The organism is Pseudomonas lini (assembly GCF_030812475.1).
GTDB classification, from domain to species: Bacteria; Pseudomonadota; Gammaproteobacteria; order Pseudomonadales; family Pseudomonadaceae; genus Aquipseudomonas; species Aquipseudomonas lini_A.
This window is the reverse complement of the sequence record NZ_JAUSSR010000002.1, coordinates 95045-113351: the sequence shown is the minus strand read 5'-3', so window position 1 is coordinate 113351 and position 18307 is coordinate 95045. Positions and strand designations below refer to the sequence as shown.

15 protein-coding genes are annotated in these 18307 nt (G+C 61.3%); 7 read left to right on the top strand and 8 right to left on the bottom strand.

All coding sequences use genetic code 11. The features are described 5' to 3' along the window. Nucleotides 1-61: 61 nt before the first annotated feature. The 3 genes from J2W17_RS04365 to J2W17_RS04355 all read right to left on the bottom strand — a co-directional run bounded on the left by J2W17_RS04365 (nt 62) and on the right by J2W17_RS04355 (nt 2993). Entirely contained in the window at nt 62-892 is an 831-nt protein-coding gene (locus J2W17_RS04365; protein WP_307329811.1) for a creatininase, read from the bottom strand. A 77-nt stretch (nt 893-969) separates the two neighbouring features. Continuing rightward, complete coding sequence (locus tag J2W17_RS04360) at nt 970-1521, bottom strand: VOC family protein (RefSeq protein ID WP_307329808.1); 552 nt, start codon at nt 1519-1521, stop codon at nt 970-972. A 41-nt stretch (nt 1522-1562) separates the two neighbouring features. After that, nucleotides 1563-2993 carry a purine-cytosine permease family protein gene (locus J2W17_RS04355; protein ID WP_307329805.1) on the bottom strand — a complete coding sequence of 477 codons (1431 nt, stop codon included), beginning with the start codon at nt 2991-2993 and terminating at the stop codon, nt 1563-1565. Between the two features lie 332 nt (nt 2994-3325). On the opposite strand from J2W17_RS04355, the gene J2W17_RS04350 reads away from it, so the two are divergent. Then, nucleotides 3326-3994, top strand: coding sequence for an FMN-dependent NADH-azoreductase (locus J2W17_RS04350; RefSeq protein WP_307329802.1), 669 nt, complete (start codon nt 3326-3328; stop codon nt 3992-3994). A 187-nt stretch (nt 3995-4181) separates the two neighbouring features. Here the strand turns inward: J2W17_RS04350 and J2W17_RS04345 are convergent, their stop codons facing one another. Together J2W17_RS04345 and J2W17_RS04340 are read right to left on the bottom strand one after the other, a co-directional pair. Further along, on the bottom strand, nt 4182-5123 hold the full coding sequence (locus J2W17_RS04345; RefSeq protein ID WP_307329799.1) for a LysR substrate-binding domain-containing protein: 942 nt from the start codon (nt 5121-5123) through the stop codon (nt 4182-4184). A gap of 51 nt (nt 5124-5174) precedes the next feature. Next, entirely contained in the window at nt 5175-5789 is a 615-nt protein-coding gene (locus tag J2W17_RS04340) for an urea carboxylase-associated family protein (RefSeq protein WP_307329795.1), read from the bottom strand. Nucleotides 5790-5906: 117 nt separating this feature from the next. Between J2W17_RS04340 and J2W17_RS04335 the strand changes: the two genes are divergently transcribed. Further along, nucleotides 5907-6776: a LysR substrate-binding domain-containing protein gene (locus J2W17_RS04335; protein ID WP_307329792.1), complete on the top strand. Its 870-nt coding sequence runs from the start codon at nt 5907-5909 to the stop codon at nt 6774-6776. Nucleotides 6777-6872: 96 nt separating this feature from the next. Here the strand turns inward: J2W17_RS04335 and J2W17_RS04330 are convergent, their stop codons facing one another. The 3 genes from J2W17_RS04330 to J2W17_RS04320 form a co-directional block, all read right to left on the bottom strand. After that, on the bottom strand, nt 6873-7949 hold the full coding sequence (locus tag J2W17_RS04330; protein ID WP_307329789.1) for an AI-2E family transporter: 1077 nt from the start codon (nt 7947-7949) through the stop codon (nt 6873-6875). 77 nt (nt 7950-8026) lie between these two features. Continuing rightward, nucleotides 8027-8662, bottom strand: coding sequence for a response regulator transcription factor (locus J2W17_RS04325; RefSeq protein WP_307329787.1), 636 nt, complete (start codon nt 8660-8662; stop codon nt 8027-8029). Between the two features lie 4 nt (nt 8663-8666). After that, nucleotides 8667-10943, bottom strand: a complete 2277-nt coding sequence (locus tag J2W17_RS04320) for a PAS domain-containing sensor histidine kinase (RefSeq protein WP_307329785.1) — start codon at nt 10941-10943, stop codon at nt 8667-8669. Nucleotides 10944-11321: 378 nt separating this feature from the next. On the opposite strand from J2W17_RS04320, the gene J2W17_RS04315 reads away from it, so the two are divergent. The 5 genes from J2W17_RS04315 to J2W17_RS04295 all read left to right on the top strand — a co-directional run bounded on the left by J2W17_RS04315 (nt 11322) and on the right by J2W17_RS04295 (nt 18298). Next, nucleotides 11322-12944: an acyl-CoA synthetase gene (locus J2W17_RS04315; RefSeq protein WP_307329782.1), complete on the top strand. Its 1623-nt coding sequence runs from the start codon at nt 11322-11324 to the stop codon at nt 12942-12944. Between the two features lie 128 nt (nt 12945-13072). Beyond that, nucleotides 13073-13399: a DUF485 domain-containing protein gene (locus J2W17_RS04310; RefSeq protein ID WP_064677698.1), complete on the top strand. Its 327-nt coding sequence runs from the start codon at nt 13073-13075 to the stop codon at nt 13397-13399. Between the two features lie 20 nt (nt 13400-13419). Continuing rightward, on the top strand, nt 13420-15069 hold the full coding sequence (locus J2W17_RS04305; protein ID WP_373459962.1) for a cation acetate symporter: 1650 nt from the start codon (nt 13420-13422) through the stop codon (nt 15067-15069). A 61-nt stretch (nt 15070-15130) separates the two neighbouring features. After that, nucleotides 15131-16903: an acyl-CoA dehydrogenase C-terminal domain-containing protein gene (locus J2W17_RS04300; RefSeq protein ID WP_307329775.1), complete on the top strand. Its 1773-nt coding sequence runs from the start codon at nt 15131-15133 to the stop codon at nt 16901-16903. A gap of 126 nt (nt 16904-17029) precedes the next feature. Next, nucleotides 17030-18298, top strand: coding sequence for an OprD family porin (locus J2W17_RS04295; RefSeq protein WP_307329771.1), 1269 nt, complete (start codon nt 17030-17032; stop codon nt 18296-18298). The last annotated feature ends 9 nt before the right edge of the window (nt 18299-18307 follow it).

Sequence of the window (18307 nt, the reverse complement as noted above, 5' to 3'; positions counted from 1 at the left end):
GGCGGACTGACATCCGGCATCGTAGTCGACTGACACACCGCCTTCGCTGGCAAGCCAGCTCCTACAGGGTTTTGCGCCATCCGGCATCGTAGTCGACTGACACACCGCCTTCGCTGCGGTGCGACGATTCGATCCCGAACTCAAACCGCACCGCCTGGACGATCCCGCCGATGACATCCTCGACCAGCCATTGGCCCTTGTCGGCGCTGGAGCCCCGGGCCGATGACAGCACGCCGCTTTGCGGCACCCATTCGGTTTGCGTCGGGTACATATCGTAAACGGGGAATTGCGCTGGCCCGTGGTCCGGGATCTGGTCCAGGGCAACCAGATGCGGGTGGTAGTGCAACATCATAGAGGTCTCGATGACGGCGGCATGTTCCAGCGCGATGCCGGGAAACCCGTCCGGAAAGATCCTGTCGAGGGTTTGTGACCGGACGAACTCCCAGTGCTCGAGGCGCATGACCCGCAGTCCGGCATCCGGACTGATATCGCGCAGGGCCAGGTCGATGCCCTCGGTGACGAACCACTGATTTTCATAATGACCGATCACCAGCACCAGGCGCTTCACGCCATGGCGATGAAATTCGCGCACAGCGTCGCGGACCATGGCGATCAAGGTGGCGCCATCCACGCTGGTGGTGCCGCAGAAGTGTTGCCCTCCTCCGCATTTTGGCTGGGACTTGTAGCCATAGGACAGCGCCGGGGCGACGACGCCGTCGAGTGCCCTGGCCACGTCTTCGCTGATGGCGCTGGCCAGCAAGGCGTCGGTACCCAGAGGCAAATGCGGACCGTGCTGTTCAGTCGCGCCGATGGGCAGAAAGACCACGGCGCCTGCTTGCACCCGCCGCTCGTAATCGACCCAGCTGAGGTTATCCATTCGTACAGTGTTCATGAGGCAGTACTCCCAATGTCGATTGCACACGACTAAACGTCTCAGCGCCCATCAGCGCTGAGACGATGCCGCGTTGATCAGGCTCGCGGTGGATACCAGGACTCGGGTTCCGGGTAATCCCAATCGGCAGGAAACGCGTAGGTTTCAAAGACAGTGGTGGTATCCGTTTCTGTGCCGAAGAACGCAAAATGATTCACGCCCATCCAGGAACCCGACTGCACGCACTTGAAGCCGCGACGGGTCAGTTCGTTGATGCGATCTTCGAACGGGATGTTGTTGCAGTCGTAGGCGACGTGCTGGATGCCTTCGCCGTGTTGCTCAAGGAAATCGGCGAAAATCGTCGGCCCGGAAACTGGCTCCATCAACTCCCAGACCATGTTGCCGGACTGTGCGAAGCAGACTTTCAAGACGAATTCGGCGGGTTCGCCATGGTAAGTCTGGTTGTCGGTGTTTTGCGGACTGAAGGTGTACACCCGCCATGGGCCGATCCCCAGCTTGAGCAAGCCGTCCATGGTGCGCTGGTGGTCACGGGTCACGATCGCGATCTCCACGACGTTACCGAGGAACGCATCGACTTCGGCTCCTGCGCTCAACGCCGTCAGCACATTGGTTTGTTCAAGATGAGACATGGGTACTTACCTCTTTATTAATTAAATCGTTGAATAAATAATTACTTGACCATCAGCGATGAACGAACAACGTCCGTTCGCCGTGAACGGTGCAAGAAGTAGTAAATCCCACCGCCCACACCAAACCCGGCCAGCCAGGACAAGTCAATGCCGCCAAGTGCCATTGCAATGGGGCCCTGTAGCGATTTAATGGTGCCCACTTGAAATAACCATGCCGCCAGTACGCCTGTCGCAAGGGCACATACTCCTCTCCAGTTAATATCAGTGCAGGCGCTGTCCGAGTGATGGCAATACAGCGACTGCAGATCGATCTGGCCACGGCGGATAAGAAAAAAATCCACCAGGGTGATGCCGGCCCAGGGGCTGATCCACACCACGAAAAACACCATCAGGTTTTCAAAGGCGTGCACGAACTCGCCCGATTGCAGGAACAGATAGAGGATGAACAGCGCCACCACCCCCGAGACCGTCGACACCATCCAGCGTGGCACTCGCAGGTCCAGCGACAGCGTGGCCAGTGCGGCCGAATAGATGACCACGATGTTGGTGGCGACCGGGCCATGTAACAGCACCAGCAGCACCGGCAGCGCCATCGTACCGAACACCGCAATGATCAGTTGCGCAGGGTCCGAGCCCGCGCCGGCCGAGGCGATCGCCGCACCGAGAAAGGCCAGCCAGACGGTGGGCAGGAACATGCCGAGAAAGGTCGAGCTGAACACCTGGCCGTCGGACAGTGTGCTTTGAGTGAACCGGGTGTAGTCCGAGGCGTACACCAGCCAGGAAATACCCCAGCCAATGCCGATGGCCGTCATCAGGCTGCTCATGGCCGACAGCTTGCCGATGCCGGCAGTGGTCGAGGCCTGCCACTGGATGTCCACATGGGTGAACGCCAGCCCGGTCATCACCACCATGATCAGCAGGATCACCGGCATGGTGTAGCGTTCGAAGCACTTGATGGCGTTGAAGCCCCAAGCGGCGATGCCGACCTGGAGCAGCATGACGATCAACGCGATGCCGTACTTGAGCTCCATGCCACCGCTGATGCCGACCCTGTCCAGGGCGGCCACCGCGAGATCCAGGACGATCCAGGTGTTGGTGGCCACCCAGCCCATGGGCATCAATACCTGCATGATCGTTGGCAGGTAGGCACCGCGGCGGCCGAACGCCAGCCGGGACAGCACCATCTGCGGCACGCCCGTGCGGTGGCCCATGATGCAGATGGCGCCGAACAAGGCGGCGCCCAGCAGATTGCCGACCACGATCACCAGCAGGGTTTCGATCAGGCTCAAACCCAGCTGGATACCGATTGCCCCCAGCACCCAGTTGATGGGCGCCACATTCGCTCCGGCCCAGATCCAGAACTGGTCCAGCGGCGTTGAAGTGCGTTGGCTATCGGGCACCGGCTCGATGCCCAGGGCATCGTAGTTGGCCTCGTTGATTAAACTTTTTTCAGACTTGCGACGCATGGACATTATTGTTTTCCTCGCTGACCGGCGACCCCGTGAATCGCCCCGAGCCATTAAAGCGAGGACGGTCAGATAAGGTAATTGATAATAACTAAACCGCTCTTTAGAAAAATTGCCGCTTCAAGTATTACTCAATTGCGTAACGCCCCCGAACATGCAGCCCGCACTTCAAGCTTTAAATAAAAGTGGAGTTAACCCGACACCTCAAACAAAACTCGCTCGTTGAGTTTTATTTGTCGCCACTCAAATAAATGTCAATAGCCTGGCCGTCGAAGATCGTGGCCAACTTGTTGCAGTCACCGAGGCAATCGGGTCTCGGGCTTAACAGGACACTGCACATGACTACCCTTCTTCATATCGATGCCAGCGCACGAACCGATCGTTCCCTGAGCCGTCAATTGTCCCGGGCATTTGTCGAGGCCTGGGTCGAGCGAGATCACCGCACAAACGTCATTGTTCGTGACGTCGGGCTCAACCCTCCACCTTTCGTGACGCAGGACTGGATTGCCGCGGCCTTTACCCCCGAAGAACAGATGACCGCCGAAAAACGCGGGGAGCTACGGCTTTCGGATCAACTGATCGATGAGATCGAGCGCGCCGACGTCATCGTGATCGGCACCCCGATGTACAACTACGGCATGCCGGCCGCGCTCAAATCCTGGTTCGACAAAGTGATTCGTATCGGCAAGACTTTCACCTTTGATCTGGACCGCGGTGACTACCCTCTGGAGCCGGTCCTGAGCGGCAAGAAGCTGGTGGTTTTGTCTTCCCGAGGCGAATTCGGCTTCGGCCCGGGTGGCGTTCGCGAAAAAATGAACCACCTCGACACTCACATCCAGACCTGCGCCCACTACCTGGGTGTCCACGAGACCCACGTCATCGCCATTGACTACCAGGAATTTGGCGACGCGCGCCATGAAGCCTCGATCGCCGATGCATTCGATGCCGTGCCGGTCCTGGCCAGGCAAATGATCGAAGCCCGAGCAAGCCGGTTTTCACTGGTTTGACCGCCCTGACGCACCGCCACCGATGGGAGCAATCATGATCACCCTGCAGCCGAACCACCGCCGGTTCCATTACCCGGTCCGAGGCTGCGCCGTCGCTCAAGGAGGCGTCGGTCAACGGATTGGTCGGGGAAACGCGGATTCGAAGCCTGCGGGTGGAACTGATGTCGACCATCGAGCGCAGCCGGTTTCAAGGGGTAAGCGCCATCTGCTGTCCGGCCAGGTCATCCAGGGTGTTCTCCCGGAATGACCTGGCCTGGTCCAGCAACCAGTCCCTGAACAGCGCCAGACTGCGCCGTGGTACCGACCTTGTGTCTTCGATCAGATGGTAGGTGAACCCGGGCAGGCTCGGTCCTTGCACTCGACGCATTCGCCCGCGGCGAAGCTCGTCGTCGATCAGCACATTGCTGCACAGCAACGGCCCCAGTCCCTGCTCGACCGCATGCAGCGCGAGGGTCTCCTCGCTGTACCAGGAGGTGCGCAAATCCCGCGAGCTGTCGTGTTCGACCGCGGCCAGCCAGGTTGACCACGACGGTGCTTGCAGCGCCTGATTCTTCCATTTGAACGCCAGCAGCGAGCGGTTGTGGAAGTCGTCTATCGTCGGGGTACGCCCGGGCGGACAGATGCTGTTGTCCGCGACCGCGACGTACTTGTCCTCAAACAATACTGACCCGCACCCGTCGGCATCTTTGGGGCCATAGCGAATCGCCAGGTCAACGGCCTCCTCACGCAGGTCCACAACTTTCTCCGAGGCATGAATCGACACCATTATGTCCGGATAGACCGCATTGAACCTGGCCAGACGCGGCATCAGCCAGCGCTCGGCGAAAGCACGGGTGGTGGACACCTGAATGGCATCACCCGCCTTTGGCGCACCCAGTTGGGCAAACGCCTGGGCAATCTGGTCGAAACCGTCGCGCAACAGCGGGTAGATGGCTTTGCCTGCACCGGTGAGGGTCACCGTGCGGCCCCTTTCCAGCAGCTTTTGTCCCAATCCGTCTTCCAGTTGCCGGACTTGATGGCTGACCGCGGCGACCGTGACAGAGAGCTCGTTCGCCGCTGCGGAAAAACTCTGGTGACGTGCCACAGCCTCGAAGGCTCGCACGGAATTCAAGGGGGGTATCTTGCGCATGGCGTTCTCCGGACATCTGATGTTGTGCTGGTATCAAGGCGTTAATCGACATCAGCTGATGCTGTAGTGAACATCCTGCGGCGACATGCCATTGACGGCCGTGATGTCCTGGGGACAGGCGCTGAGCACCACGATGACGTCCATCTCTGCTTTCAGGCGAACGTACTGCCCGGCTTCACTGACCGGCGCCGCGAACTCTATGCGTCCGTCCTGATAAACCGGAACGTTCATGAACAGGTTCAAGGGACTTGGCGTTTCAGTAACCGCCAGCCCCAGCGCATCCAGGGCCAGGAACAGGTTTTCGTTGCAGCTGTCATGATGGCCCACCACCCCCAATTGCCGGTAGCGGGTTGGATCGCAAGCAGCAACGAGCGTGTCGTGTACGCCGGGTGTGGTGTCCTCGGTAAGGGTGAGGATTTTGCGCCGTTGGTTGGTGACGAGGCTGTCACCCTGGCGCGGGTTGAGCTTCAACCAGAAAGGCCGGCTGTGTTCCATCGACATGGCTTCGCGCAGGTCATCCGGGTTGAAGGCCCAGGTGTCCACGACCTGCTGCCCGTGGGTATTGATCAGGGTGAGGATTTGCCCCCGTTCAAGTCTGATCGCGACACCGCGCCGGGCCGGCAAGCGGATCCGTTCACCGGGCTGGATCGACGTCATTGTATTCATGCCTCGTTCTCCTATCAGTCAGGGGCTGAGTGCCTGTAACCAAGGAAAACATATGGGAAAAGCGCAAACCAATAATATAAAGTGGCTTCGGTATAAGCTAAATCTATAGGGTGGTCCATGCGCATCCGCCAGCTCGAATGCTTCAGAACCTTGATGATCCACGGCACCATGACCCGTGCAGCGGAGCTGTTGAGCATTTCCCAGCCGGCCATCAGCAGCACCATTGCCAACCTGGAGCATGAAACGGGCCTGAAGCTGTTCGTGCGCAAGGGCGGTCGCCTGCAGCCCACCCCCGAAGCGCGGCTGTTTTTCGTCGAGGCGGTACGGGCGCTGGAAGCGGTGGAGAAAACCAATCGCATCGCCAAGGAAATTCGAACCGGCAAGCGTGGCCATCTGGCGATCGCCGCCTACGCCAGCATCTCGATCAATCTGCTGCCGCGCTTGATGGCCGAGTTTGCCAAAGAGCGTTCGGGGCTCGAGCTGAAGATCATCACCCGCAACTCGCAGTCGGTGCGTGAGCTGATGACGACCCAGCAATTCGACCTGGCCATTGCCGAGCTGCCCCTGGACTACCCGACTTCGAACATGCAGGTGATTTCCTATGAATGCCAGTGCATGGTGCCGATCGGGCATCCCCTCGCCGAACGGGAGGTGATTACCCCGGCGGATCTGGACGGCGTGCCCTTCGTTTCGCTGTTCAAGGGTGACCCCATCTACCAGCAACTGGCACTGGCCTTTTCGGCATACGGTTCAGCCTGGAACGTGGTGGCCGAGACCGAGTTCTTTTCGACGGCCTGCGAGCTGGTCCGCTCGGGCATGGGGGTCGGGATCGTCGATCCGGTGGTCAGCCTGCCTTTCACCAGGGATCTGGTCCTGAAGCCGTTCTCACCGGCGATCCACTACCAGATCGCACTATTGCTGCCCACCCAGGAAGAGCCCTCGCAACTGGCACGGGAATTTGCCCATTACCTCAAGCAACACCTGTAAAGCGTCTGAAACCCTTCCAGCGTTCGAGGCCACCATGGGCGCGCAGTACCTCCTCCAGCAGATCCTGATGCGGCCCGCTCATGGTGACTGCTCTCCTCACGCCTGTGGCTTGTCCTGCACCCATTGCCAGAATAATTGATACCCGACCGCCAGCACCACCGGACCGATGAACAGCCCGATGATGCCGCTGGTGACCATGCCGCCCAGCGCGCCGATCAATATCACCGGCATTGGCACATCTACGCCGCGGCCCAGCAGCAATGGCTTGAGCACGTTATCGACAAGGCCTGCGACGAAGACATAGATGGCGAAGATGATCGTCGCCGTGCTGGCGCCTTCGGTGGCGAACACAAAGGCAATCACCGGCAGCGTAATCAGGGTCGCCGGCAGTTGCATGATACCCAGCAACAGCACGGCCAGCGCCAGCAGCCCGGCTCCCGGGACACCCTTGAAGACAAATCCGAGGCCCACCAGCAGCATCTGGATGAAGGCAATGCCGACCACCCCCAGCGCCACCGCACGGATCGTGGCAGTGCACAGCGCGGCAATTTGCCGGCCCTTTTCCGGGCCGCTGAGGCGCGATGCAATCTGCACCGAACTGCGGTGCCCGCTTTCGCCATAGGCCATGATGATCCCGGCGATGATCAAGGCGAAAATGAACATCAGCAAACCCATGCCGACGCCAGCCAGCTTGCTCAACAGGCTCAGGCTGGCGTGTTTGATCTGCGGCAGGTACTTCGCGGCCAGGTCGGGAAGGTCGGTGGAAGCCTGTCGCCAAAGGGCCGACAGCGGCTCGCCGATCAACGGCCAACCGGCAACTGATTCGGCGGGTGGCGGAATATGGAAATCGCCACCCTTGACGATCGCCATGGCATGTTCGACCGAATCCGCGATCGAGATTCCCAGCAGGTAGATCGGCACCACGAGGATCAAGATGGCAACCAGCACGATCAGGGTGGCAATCAGCCCATCCTTGTCACCGAGTGGTTCCCTAAGCCGCACTTGCAGCGGGTAAAGGGTGATTGCGAGGATCACCGACCACAGGATGAGGTCGCGGAACGGGCTGAATATCTCGAAGCAGAACAGCACCAGGACCAGAATCAGCCCGAATCGAATCAGCACATCGAGCATACTGCGGGTGAACGTCTTTTCGGAGATCGACGTGGGCTCCATGGATTCCTCTTTGCAGATCACTGCAAGGTAGGGGATCGGTTAGCCCAGCATAGACCCTCGCTGGAAAATGCGAGGTCTCAACGCAGATTCAATGGATCGACCAGCTGCGCGGCGATCGCCATGCCCACCAGGTCCGGCAAGGTGCTGGCCTGCATGCGTTTCATCACCCGCGAGCGATACAGGTCGACGGTTTTGGCGCTCACCCCCAGTTGCTCGGCGATTTCCCTGGTGGTATAGCCCTGCACCAGCGGCAGCAAGACGTCGCGCTCCCGTGGCGTGAGGGTGAGCAGGCGCGCCTGCAAGGCGTCGTGGCCCTGACTGCCCGAGCGGTTGGCCGCGCAGTTGTTCAGGGCCTGGTGCACGCTGTCCAGCAGCAATTGCTCGTTGTAGGGTTTCTCGATGAAGTCATGGGCGCCGGCTTTGAACGCTCGAACCACGATCGGCACATCGGCGTGACCGCTGACGAAAATGATCGGCAGGTTCAGCTCCCGTGCGCGCATTTCTTCCTGCACGTTCAAGCCGCCCATGCCGGGCATGCGCACATCGAGCAGTACGCAGGCATCGAGACTGGCATCACAGGCACTGAGAAACTCCGCGCCACTGGTAAAGGGCAAGGCCTTGAGCCCCACCGACTCCAGGAGCCAGACCGTTGAATCGAGCATGCCTTGATCGTCGTCGACCACATACACCACGTGCTCCGTCGCACCTGCCATTGCATTATTCCTGTTGTTGTTTTGTCGGACCGGCCAGCGGCAAGCGGCAACACATCAGCAACCCGACCGGCTGACGGCGGGCCTGCAACCCGCCACCGAAACCTTCGATGATGCTGCGGCTCATGGACAACCCAAGGCCCAGGCCATCGGGCTTGCTGGTATAGAACGGGGTGAATATCTGTTCGAGTTCCGGCTCGCTGACGCCGGGTCCCTGGTCCTGCACGCTGATTTCCACTGTCGCGCCACCGCCCTGCCCGGCCGCCATCACGATCAGCGAAGGCTGCCCCGGATGCTGTTCGCGGTTGGCATCGATGGCATTGCGCAGCAGATTGAGCAAGACCTGCTCCAGCAGTACCCGGTCGGCGTAAACCGGCGGCAGATTATCCGGCAGTCGATCCTCGATTGTCACTTGGCAATTGTTCGCTTCCCAGGCGCACAAGCGCACGGCTTCGCGGGCGACATCGGTGAAGTTCAGGGCCTGCATGCGCCGCTGGCCCTTGCGTAGAAACGCGCGCAAACGCCGGATGACCTCCGAAGCATGGGTCGCGTGGTAGGTGATGCGTTCCAGGCCTTGCGCGACTCTGGCGGCGGCCTGGGGGTTGGAGTCCAGCGTCTGCAGATAACGCTGGCTGGCGTTGGCGTAATTGACCACGGCCGCCAGCGGCTGATTGATTTCGTGGGCGATGCCCGAGGCCAGTTCCCCCAGGGTCACCAGCCGCGCGGTGTGGGCCAGTTCGTCCTGATGGCGGCGCTGTTGCACTTCGCGCAGTTCGCGCTCGGTCATATCCCGCGCGACCAATGAGTAATAGCGCTCGCCACCGGCGGAACGGTGCGCCAGCAGCACCAGCGAGACCGGCACCGACGTGCCGCCGCCCGGAGGTTGCAGGCGGGCATCGGTGCTCCACACGCCGTTGCGCTCGGCGCCGCTCCAGCCGTCGCGTTGCAGACGGACCAGGTCGCTGCTGGCGAACAACTGCGCCAGGGTCGGCATCGGCTGATGCTCGTCGACCGCGAGGATGCGCCGGGCCGCCGGGTTGAGATAAGTGACTTGCCCCTCGGGGTCGATGAACAGCACCGGATCGGTGTTGACCTCGACCACTTCGGCCAGGCGTCGTTTGTTCTCCTCGGCCTGCACCCGGGCGGTGATGTCTCGGGACACGCTGACCACTTCCACCACCGCACCGGTGTAGGTTTCCCGGATCGCCCGGCTGGCGGTTTCGAACCACAGGTAGTGCCCGTCCCGATGGCGAATGCGATAGGTCATGGTGTGGTAACCGTCCTGCTCCAGGGCATCGCGCGCACGCTGCATCAGGCTGGCCAGGTCCTGGCCATGGAACAGGCCCTGGGCCATTTGCCCGCGCAACTCTTCCGGCCAGTAGCCGAGCAAGGTCCAGGATGCCGGCGATGCATCGAGAAAGCGTCCGTCCGGGGTGTGGCGGGAAATCAGGTCGGTGGTGTTCTCGATGATCAGCCGGTACAGCCGGCGCGCCTTGGTCGCTTCGCGCTCGGCCAGCACTTGCGCGGTGGCGTCGCGGCAACGGGCGAGTACGCGGTTGTCCTGGGGATCGGGGATGAAGGTCCAGATCAGGATCTGCGCTTCGTACCGGGCTTCGACCCCTTCGATGGCGCGTTGCTGGTCGAGACAGGCGCGCACCAGCACCCGATGATTTACCGGCAGAAAACCCGGCAACTCGGTCAGCGGCTTTTCCGCGAGCAACGCCAGCAGCGCCGCATTGAACTCCAGCGGCCGGCCCCGGGCATCGAGTAACAGACTCGGCTGCGGGTCGTGGCCCAACAGCGGCGAGCCGCGCAGCATGCCGTTGACGCTGCTGAGCAGGGTCGTCAGCAAATCCTGCACCCAACCGAGCCAATCAAGGCTTACGCCCTCGCACACTTCCACCAACAACAACCCCGGCTGGTCCGCCTGCAGGGCCAGATCAAATACCTGGCCGTGGCTGATGGCGGCCCGGCGCAGGCGGCCGGCCAGCCAGCAATCGAGTTGCCGCACTTGCGCCAGGTCCAGCCGCCCCGCCTCGACCAGGCGCTCGAACAGCCGTTGATCGCTGGCTTGCGAAGGGTCACCCAGGCCCGGTGGGAAATGCTGGGCGGCACCTTCGTGACTGTAGATTCGCGATTTTGCCTGCCAGCTCAGGTAGACCGCCCGGCGCACCTCGGGGCAATCCTGCAACGCACGGCACAAGGCATCGGCGCGGGCGGCCAGGGACACACCTTCGCGCTGCAGGCGCAACCAACTGTGCAATCGAACGGGGGTCAGGGTCATCACAGGTCCGCTTCGTTGGGGAAACCAAGGATATACGTAATGCCGTTCAGTTAAGAAAGCGGTCCACTGTAGGAGCGAGCTTGCTCGCGATGGGCTCACGAGCGACGCGTTCAGTCAGTAAACACGCGTTATCGTTAACGACCATCGCGAGCAAGCTCGCTCCTACAGTGGCACAAGGATATACCGGCCATGTGGGGTTAGGTCGCATTCATTTAGAGCCACATGAATCATCTATAGTATAAGTACTATACGCTATAGGTTGTACTTCCATATCGATGGCTGAATGTTATATAAAGCACACCGGACATAAAAGGTGGCCTCAGCGGGAACGCTGCAGCGCCACCATAGAGCTAACAATCAGCCACCGAGTACCCGCGCATGTCGATCTATGAACAAGGGCTAGGCCCTGCGGCTGTCAACCACATTGCCCTGTCTCCGCTCAGCTTCATCGAGCGCACTGCCAGCGTTTACCCCAACTACCCTGCCGTGATCCACGGTTCGATCCGTCGCACCTGGGCCCAGACCTACACCCGCTGCCGGCGCCTGGCTTCGGCACTGGCCGGGCGCGGCATCGGCAAGAACGACACGGTGGCAGTGATGCTGCCGAACATTCCCGAAATGCTGGAAGTGCACTTCGGCGTGCCGATGATCGGCGCGGTGCTCAACCCGCTCAACGTGCGCCTGGATGCCGAAGCCATTGCCTTCATGCTGCAGCATGGCGAGGCGAAGGTGCTGATCACCGACCGCGAGTTTCATAGCGTGATCCACGCGGCGATCGGCATGCTGGATCACCCGCCGCTGGTCATCGACGTCAATGATCCCGAGTACGGTGAAGGCGAGGCCGCCAGCGACCTTGACTATGAAGCGCTACTGGCCGAGGGCGACCCGGCCTTCGACTGGCACTGGCCGGTGAACGAATGGCAAGCCATCGCGCTGAACTACACCTCAGGCACCACCGGTAACCCCAAAGGCGTGGTTTATCACCATCGCGGTGCGTACCTCAACGCTCTGGGCAACCAGATGACCTGGGCCATGGGCAACCATCCGGTGTACCTCTGGACCCTGCCGATGTTTCACTGCAACGGTTGGTGCTACCCGTGGACCATCACCGCACTGGCCGGCGTGCATGTGTTTCTGCGCCGGGTCGATCCACAGAAAATCCTCACGCTGATCCGTGAGCATCAGGTCACTCACCTCTGTGCCGCGCCGATCGTGCTCAATGCCCTGGTCAACATGCCGGAATCGGCGAAGGCCGCCATCGATCACCCGGTCAATGCCATGGTCGCCGGCGCCGCACCGCCGGCCAAGGTGATCGGCGCCGTGGAGCAAATGGGCATCAAGGTCACCCACGTCTATGGCCTGACCGAAACCTATGGCCCGGTGACCCTCTGTGCCTGGCACGCCGAATGGGACGAACTGCCGCTGGAGGAACGGGCGCAGGTCAAATCCCGTCAGGGCGTGCGTTATCCAACGCTCGAAGGTGTGATGGTCGCGGACTCCAAGACCCTGGAGCCGACCCCGCGGGACGGTCAGACCATCGGCGAAATCTTCATGCGCGGCAATACCGTGATGAAGGGCTACCTGAAAAACCCGACCGCCACCGCCGAAGCGTTTGAAGGCGGCTGGTTCCACACCGGCGACCTGGCGGTCTGTCACCCCGACGGTTATGTCGAGATCAAGGACCGGCTCAAGGACATCATCATTTCCGGCGGCGAGAACATTTCCACCATCGAACTCGAGGGCGTGCTCTATCGCCACCCGGGCGTGATGGAAGCGGCGGTCGTGGCCCGTCCCGATGAAAAATGGGGAGAAACCCCCTGCGCCTTCATCACCTTGAAGGCCGATCACCAGGACGTGCGCGAGGCCGACATCATCAGTTTCTGCCGCGAACACCTGGCCGGTTTCAAGGTCCCGCGCACGGTGATCTTCACCCTGTTGCCGAAGACGTCCACCGGCAAAATCCAGAAGTACGTCCTGCGCGACAGGGCTAAAGCGCTCTAACCGAATCGACGTTGTAACCACCAGGCGGCAGGTGCCTTTACCTGCCGCTTCGGGCTCGTGCAGGCCGAATTCGGCCCTGCCTAGCCCACCCCACATGCACCGATAACAAAAACAAGGTGGAGCCACCCATGATCGACATCCATTCAACCGATACCCAACGCTGTGAACGTATCCGGGCCAACCCGAAGTTCCTTCAATTAGTGAGCAGCCGTTCGCGCCTGGCCTGGTCGCTCAGTGCCGCGGTGCTCGTGACGTACTACGCCTTCATGCTGGTGGTCGCGTTCGCTCCGCAATGGCTGCATGCACCGATCGCCGAGCACCGGATGTTGACCCTGGGCATGCCCGTCGGCGCTGCGATCATCATTTTTTCCTGGCTGCTGACCGGCTGGTACGTCTACAGCGCCAACACCCGCTTCGATGCACTGGGCGCGGCCATTCTCGAGGAGAGCAAGTGATGACTCAGCTACGTAAACTCATGCTCGCCGCGGCGTGCCTGTTGCCGGCCTCCGTGGCACTCGCGGCACCAGCCCTGGGTGTCGTGGAAAAACAACCGCTGAACCTGCATGCGATCGGCATGTTCTTCGTGTTCGTCCTTGGCACGCTGGCCATTACCTGGTGGGCGGCGCGCCAGACCAAATCCACTTCTGACTTCTACACCGCTGGCGGTGGCATCACCGGGTTCCAGAACGGTCTGGCGATTGCCGGTGACTACATGTCCGCGGCCACCTTGCTGGGGTTGTCCAGCCTGGTGTTCGCCAAGGGCTACGATGGCTTCATCTATACCATCGGTTTTTTCGTCGGCTGGCCGATCATCACCTTCCTGATGGCCGAGCGCCTGCGCAACCTGGGGCGCTATACCTTCGCCGACATCGTGTCCTATCGACTGGACCAGAACAAAGTGCGGATCTTCGCTGCCTTCGGTTCGTTGACGGTGGTGTGCTGCTACCTGATCGTGCAGATGGTCGGTGCCGGCCAGTTGATCAAGTTGCTGTTTGGTCTCGACTACCCGGTAGCCGTCGTCATCGTCGGCGCGTTGATGCTGGTGTATGTGATTTTCGGCGGCATGATCGCCACCACCTGGGTACAGATCATCAAGGCGGTGTTGTTGCTCGCCGGCGGCACGACCCTGGCCGTCATGGCCATGTCGCAGTTCGGTTTCAGCTACGAAGCCCTGGCCACCAAGGCGGTCGAAGCTCACGCCAGCGGCTGGAACATCATGGGCCCAGGCTCGATGCTCGCCGACCCGATCAACACCGCGTCGATGTCCCTGGGCCTGGTGTTCGGCATTGCCGGCCTGCCGCATATCCTGATGCGCTTCTTCACCGTGCCCAATGCCAAGGAAGCCCGCAAGTCGGTGTTCTACGCCACCGGCTTCATCGGTTTCTTCTTCCTGGTGGTGTGCACCCTGGGTTTTGCCGCGATGGTAATCATCGGTACCGACCCGCAGTACTACGTCAATGGTGAAGTCGGCGGTGCCCTGATAGGCGGCGGCAACATGGTCGCCATGCACCTGGCCAAAGCGGTGGGCGGCAACCTGTTTTTCGGTTTCCTTGCGGCCGTGGCCTTCGCCACCATCCTCGCGGTGGTCTCCGGGCTGGCCCTGGCCGGTGCTTCGGCGATTTCCCACGATCTCTACGCCACCGTGTTCAAGAAAGGCAAGGCCAGCGAGAAGCAGGAAATGCGCGTGACCCGCATGGCCACTGTCGGCCTGGGCATCATCGCGATCCTGTTGGGCATCCTGTTCGAGAAGATGAACGTCGCGTTCCTGGTGGGTCTGACCTTCGGCATCGCCGCCTCGACCAACTTCCCGGTGCTGATCATGGCCATGTACTGGAAAGGCCTGACCACCAAGGGCGCGATCATCGGCGGTTTCTCCGGCCTGATCTGCGCGCTGGTGCTGGTGATTCTGTCGCCAGCCGTCTGGGTCACCGTGCTCGGCAATGCCCACGCGATCTTCCCTTACGACCACCCGGCACTGTTCTCCATGCCGCTGGCGTTCCTGGTGATCGTGGTCGTCTCCCGGCTTGACCGCAGCGTGCGCGCCGACAAGGAGCGTGACGCCTACGCCGACCAGTTCGTTCGCGCCCAGACCGGCCTCGGTGCCGCCAGCGCTTCCAGCCACTGACAGACAAGGCACGGCCTGCCACATCGGCGCCGTGCCCTATCGTCCCATTGAGGTTCACGTTATGCCCGAATTCAACGCCCCGTTGCGCGACATGCGCTTTGTGCTGCATGAAGTGTTCGACGCCCCGGCCCTCTGGGCGCGCCTGCCGGCCCTGGCCGACAGTGTCGACGCCGCCACCGCCGACGCGATTCTCGAGGAGGCGGCCAAAGTCACCTCGCACCTGATTGCCCCCTTGAACCGCAGTGGCGACGAGGAAGGCGCCCAGTGGCAAGACGGCCAGGTCAGCACCCCGATCGGTTTCAAACAGGCGTACGCCACCTACATCGAAGGCGGCTGGGTCGGCCTGTCCGGCAACGCCGGTTTCGGCGGCATGGGCATGCCGAAGATGCTCGCGGTGCAGTTCGAGGAAATGCTCTACGGCGCCAACTCCAGCTTTGCCCTGTATTCGGCCTTGAGTTCCGGCGCCTGCCTGGCCCTGGACGCCCATGCCAGCGAGACCCTGAAAAGCCTGTACCTGCCGCCGATGTATGAAGGCCGTTGGGCCGGCTCCATGTGCCTGACCGAAGCCCATGCCGGTACCGACCTGGGGCTGATTCGCACCCGGGCCGAGCCCCGGGCCGATGGCAGCTTCAGCATCACCGGCAGCAAGATCTTCATTACCGGCGGCGATCAGGACCTGACTGAAAACATCGTGCACCTGGTGCTGGCCAAGTTGCCGGACGCGCCGGCTGGCCCGAAAGGCATTTCGCTGTTCGTGGTGCCCAAGGTGCTGGTCAATCCCGATGGTTCCCTCGGCAACCCCAACGCCGTGAGTTGCGGTTCGATCGAACACAAGATGGGCATCAAGGCCTCGGCCACCTGCGTGATGAACTTCGACGGCGCCAGCGGCTGGCTGGTCGGCGAGGCCAACAAAGGTCTGGCGGCGATGTTCACCATGATGAACTATGAACGCCTGTCGATCGGCATCCAGGGCATCGGTTGCGCCGAAGCGTCCTACCAGAGCGCCGTGGCTTATGCCCGTGAACGGGTGCAGAGCCGTGCACCGACCGGTGCCATCGCCCCGGACAAAGTGGCCGACCCGATCATCGTCCACCCCGATGTCCGGCGCATGCTGCTCAGCATGAAAGCCATGACCGAAGGCGGCCGTGCGTTTGCCAGCTATGTGGGGCAGCAGCTGGACCTGGCGAAATTTTCCTATGACGCCCAGGAACGCGACACCGCGCAAACCCTGGTCGCGCTGTTGACGCCGGTGGCCAAGGCGTTTTTCACCGACACCGGCCTGGAAAGCTGCATCAACGGCCAACAGGTATTCGGCGGCCATGGCTATATCCGCGAATGGGGCCAGGAACAGTTGGTCCGCGATGTGCGCATCGCGCAAATCTATGAAGGCACCAACGGCATTCAGGCGCTGGACCTGTTGGGTCGCAAAGTGCTGTCCGACAACGGTTTCGCCCTGCGCCAGTTCACCGGCGAGATCCGCCATTTCGCCCGGCAGCCCGACGCGCCCTATAGCGCTCAATTGCTCGACGCCGTGCAGCGCCTGGAAGACCTGAGCGACTGGCTACAGGACCAGGCCGCGACCAACCGCAACGAAATTGGCGCCGCCTCGGTGGAATACCTGCACCTGTTCGGCTACGTCGCCTACGCCTGGCTGTGGGCGCGCATGGCCCAGGTCGCCGGGCACAAACGCGGCGAAGACGAGACGTTTTACGGCGCGAAAATCGCCACCGCCGATTTCTATATCCATCGCCTGCTGCCGCGCATCTTGAGCCTGGAGCAATCCATCCGCGCCGGCAGTGCCTCCCTCTATGGCCTGTCTGCCGAACAGTTTTAACGGTTGAACCCACGCGGCGCCACGCTCCTCTCTTTTCGGCGCCTGCGTTTTTATCTATAAGCCCTCGCCCGTCCGGCGAGGGTCGCGGGACCTGTCTTTGCATAATAAAAACAAAGGGGCTTCACCATGGACCGTAACACCCGCAACCTCATGACCCGACTGTTGCTGGCCGGTGGCGTCATCAGCCTCTCGGCCCCCGCCGCTGCTGACTTTGTCAAGGACAGCAAGGCCAGCCTGGAGCTGCGCAATTTCTACTTCAACCGTGATTTTCGCCAAGACAACGCTGCGCAATCCAAACAGGAGGAATGGGCCCAGGGCTTTCTGCTGCGCTTCGAATCGGGCTACACCGAAGGCTTGATAGGCGTCGGCTTCGATGGCATCGGCCTGGTCGGCGTCAAACTCGATTCCAGCCCCGACCGCGCCGGCTCCGGCCTGCTCAAGCGCCATGGCGACACCAGCCAGGGCGCACAGGACGAGTACGGCGAATTGGGCCTGACCGCCAAACTGCGCGCCTCCAAAAGCACGCTGAAACTCGGCACCCTGCTGCCCAAGCTACCCACGGTGCTGGCCAACGATTCGCGACTGTTGCCGCAAACCTTCGAAGGCGGTCAGTTGACCTCGCTGGAATTCGAAGGCCTGACCCTGGACGCCGGGCGCCTGACCCAGGTCAACCAGCGTGACTCCTCGGACTACGAGGACATGGGCATTACCCGCACCGGCGCCAAGGGCATCGTTACCCGGCATGCGACCAGCGACAGCTTCGATTTCGCCAGCGTCAACTACAAATGGACCGGCAACCTGGCCACCGGCTACAGCTACGGTCATCTGGATAATCTCTACAGCCAGCATCTGGTGAATCTGACCTACGTGTTGCCGGTCGCCACCGGCCAGTCGCTCAAGACTGATCTGCGGTACGCCCGCTCCACGGACGATGGCGGCAGCAACGTCGACAACAACGCGATTGGCGCAATGTTCACCTACAGCCTCGGCGGGCATGCGTTCGGCCTCGGCTATCAAGGCATGAGCGGCGACACCGGTTACGCCTACATCAACGGTACCGATGCGTTCCTGGTCAACTTCGTACAGATCGGCGATTTCGCCAGCAAGGACGAACAATCCTGGCAGGCGCGTTACGACTACAACTTCGCGGCGCTGGGCGTTCCGGGCCTGACCTTCATGACCCGCTACCTCTCCGGTTCCGATATCGACCTGGGCAACAACCGCCCGGAAGGCAAGGAATGGGAGCGCGATACCGATATCGGTTATGTGGTGCAGAGCGGGCCGCTGAAGAACGTCGGGGTGAAATGGCGCAATGCGACGGTGCGCTCGAGCAACTTTGGCAGTGACCTGGATGAGAATCGGTTGATTGTCAGTTATAGCTTGGCGATCTGGTAGGCCGATTCG